Genomic DNA, 2,755 nt, shown 5'->3' with positions numbered 1-2,755 from the left:
CCAATTCTTTCTGCAGATCGGGCCAGCTCACGTCGCGCGGCGCAAGCCCATGAGTCGGCACTTCGCCCTCAGATATCGTCGAGCGGGAAGATCGGCCGCCGCACCTTCTTGTAGGGTCGCTCCTTGAAGTTGCGGGTCGAGATCGCACCGGTATCGACTTCCAGCACCTCGCGGGCGATCGGCTGGAAGGCGGCACGGAAATGCTGCATCGACTTGACGATCACCGTCGACTTCCGGGTCGGATCGACGCCGAGCGAGGTGAACTGAGCGAGATCCGTGGCCTGGCCGTTATGGGTGATGACGATGATCTCGACATCGTCGACCCGCAGCAGCGCCGAAAGTCCGTAATTGCGCCAGACGCCGCCCGCCATCGGCCCGTAGCACATGAAGTAGCCGTCGGTCAGCGCGACGACATGGGCGTCGAGATCGAGCGGACCGCCGCCCATGCTGGGATCGACCTTGCCGCCGAGCCTGATCCGTCCGCGATTGCCGACGCCGATCGCCTGCGCGGCGAGCGCGGCTTCGGGGTCGCAGATTGCATGGAAGCCGACATTCCTGAGCTCGGCGTCGAGGACGGCGCGCAGCAGGTTGGTGGCGTCGCCATAGGCGCCGGAGCCGGGATTGTCGGAGTAGTCCGAAATCACCACGGGCTTGTAGCCGGGCTTCCCGGCATCGGCTTCGCCGGCCTTGGCCCGCGCCATGGCCTCGGCCAGCGGCGTGAAGTGGATCGAGGAGAAGTGGCGCTGCTCCCAGGCATAGTCCATCAGCTCTTCGGCAATCGCTTGCGCCTTGCCGAGATCATCGGCCGCGACCGCGATCGACGGACCGATGTCGTGCACATCCGCCGACGAAAAGCCCGCCTGGACGCTGACGACCAGCGCATCGCCGGATGCCTCCAGCGCATCGCCCCGGCGCAGCAACTCCAGAAATGGCGGCGACGTCGTGCGGCCGCCATCGAGCGCGTAGAGGATCGGGCGGCGGGCGAGCGCAACCCTCGGCCTGATCTCGCCCTTCATGGCGCGCTCGAGCAGTTCGGCGGCCTGCCATGTCCGCTCATACTGATCGATATGCGGATAGGTGCGATAGGAGATCAGCGCATTGGCGTTGTCGGCCATGAGCTGCGTGACCGTGGCGTGAAGATCCAGCACGGCGACCACCGGGATGTCGGGGCCGGTGCGCTTGCGCAGCCGCGCCAGCAATTCGCCCTCGCCATCGTCCGAGCTTTCGGTCGACATCGCGCCGTGCAGATGGAGCAGCACGCCATCGACACCATCAGCCGCATTGACGATATGGCCGGCGAAGACATCGAAGGCGGCATCGGTGACGCGCCCCGAGGGATTGGCGCCGGTCACCAGCGGATGGACGAGGCTCCAGCCGAACTTCTCGGCAGCCTCGAAGGCAGCGCCCATCGAGGTGCGGGTGCCGCGAAAGGCCTCCGGGATCTCGTTGCCGAGAAAGGCGCCATGCGCCCGGAAAGTGGCTTCGTCCGTGAGCTGAACACTGAAGGTGTTCGTCTCATGCATGAACTCGGCGATCAGAACGCGCGGCACCTTCGTCTCCCCAAAACATATCGTTCAATTTTTTTGACAGTTTTGGCGAGGCCTCGGCCCTCTCGCCACTGATTTTCGTGCATGCGTCCCCAGAAACCTGCGCGCTTGCCGAAACGTGGTGAATATGCTCGACTGACCGGAACCAAGTGCACGCGCCGCGCATTCTTCGCAGCAGATCTCTGCGAGCCTGCGCCATGCCGGTTTCCCGACACCCTGAACACCGCTCGAGTTCGACGCGACTGCGTCGCGTTTCGTCCGACGAACTCACCATCCGGCGCATCCGCCATGGCCGCTTCTTTGGTTACCGGGATGCGGAAGGCGGAAAGATCGTTGACGAGGAAACCCTGGCGCGCATTCGCTCGCTCGCCATTCCCCCCGCCTACGAGGATGTCCGGATCGCGGCTGATCCACGGGCGCATCTCCAGGCCATCGGCCAGGACGAGGCCGGCCGCGTGCAGCATCGCTACCACCCGGAATGGGAGAAGGTGCGCGAGCGCCGCAAGCTGAAGCGCCTTGGCCGATTGATCGCGGCGCTGCCGAAGCTGCGCGCCCGGATTGCCGCCGACTTGAAGGCCCGCACGCTCTCCCGCGAGAAGGCGCTCGCCTGCGCCGCTGCCATCATCGACCGCTGCCATCTGCGCGTCGGCAATGAAAGCTATGCGAAAAAGAACGGCAGCCACGGCACCTCGACGCTGCTGAAGCGCCACGCCACGCTGACGGGGACGCGGGTCGCCCTGCATTTCCGCGGCAAGAGCGGCAAGGAGATCGCCTGCACGATCGACGATGCTGCGCTCGCACGGGCATTGGCACGCATAGCGACATTGCCGGGGCGCCGGCTGCTGCAACATCGCGGCGAGGACGGAACCGTGGCCCCGATCCACGCAACCGACATCAATGCCTATCTCAGGCAGGCCTGCGGCCTCCCGATCAGCAGCAAGGATCTGCGGATGCTGGCTGCCAATGCGGCAGCTGCCGAACTGCTGCTGGCGGGAGAGGAGATCGCAAGCGAAGCCGGGCGGAAGCGCCAGCTCGCGGACATCATGCGGGCGATCTCGGAGCGACTGGTCAACACGCCGGCGGTGGTGCGCAAGAGCTATGTCCACGCCATTGTCATCGATGCCTATGCCAGCGGGCGGTTGCAGCGGAGCTACGCGAAGGCGCGCGCCCGCACCGGCTGCTCGCGCATCGAGCGCGCGCTCGGGCTG

Annotated in this window: 2 protein-coding genes; one reads left to right on the top strand and one right to left on the bottom strand. The window is 65.8% G+C overall.

The annotated features are described in order from the left end of the window. Positions 1-68 precede the first annotated feature (68 nt). Positions 69-1,550 (bottom strand): M81 family metallopeptidase, encoded by a 1,482-nt coding sequence (locus ACIPIA_RS13655; RefSeq protein WP_400510330.1) that lies wholly within the window; start codon positions 1,548-1,550, stop codon positions 69-71. Positions 1,551-1,744: 194 nt separating this feature from the next. On the opposite strand from ACIPIA_RS13655, the gene ACIPIA_RS13650 reads away from it, so the two are divergent. Further along, positions 1,745-2,755 (top strand): DNA topoisomerase IB (locus ACIPIA_RS13650; protein WP_400510329.1); only part of this gene is annotated, 1,011 nt, incomplete at its 3' end.

The sequence above is a fragment of the Allobosea sp. CER48 genome (assembly GCF_044752385.1).
GTDB lineage: Bacteria > Pseudomonadota > Alphaproteobacteria > Rhizobiales > Beijerinckiaceae > Allobosea.
The sequence above is the reverse complement of the archived record's forward strand: the minus strand, read 5'-3'. Positions and strand labels throughout refer to the sequence as shown.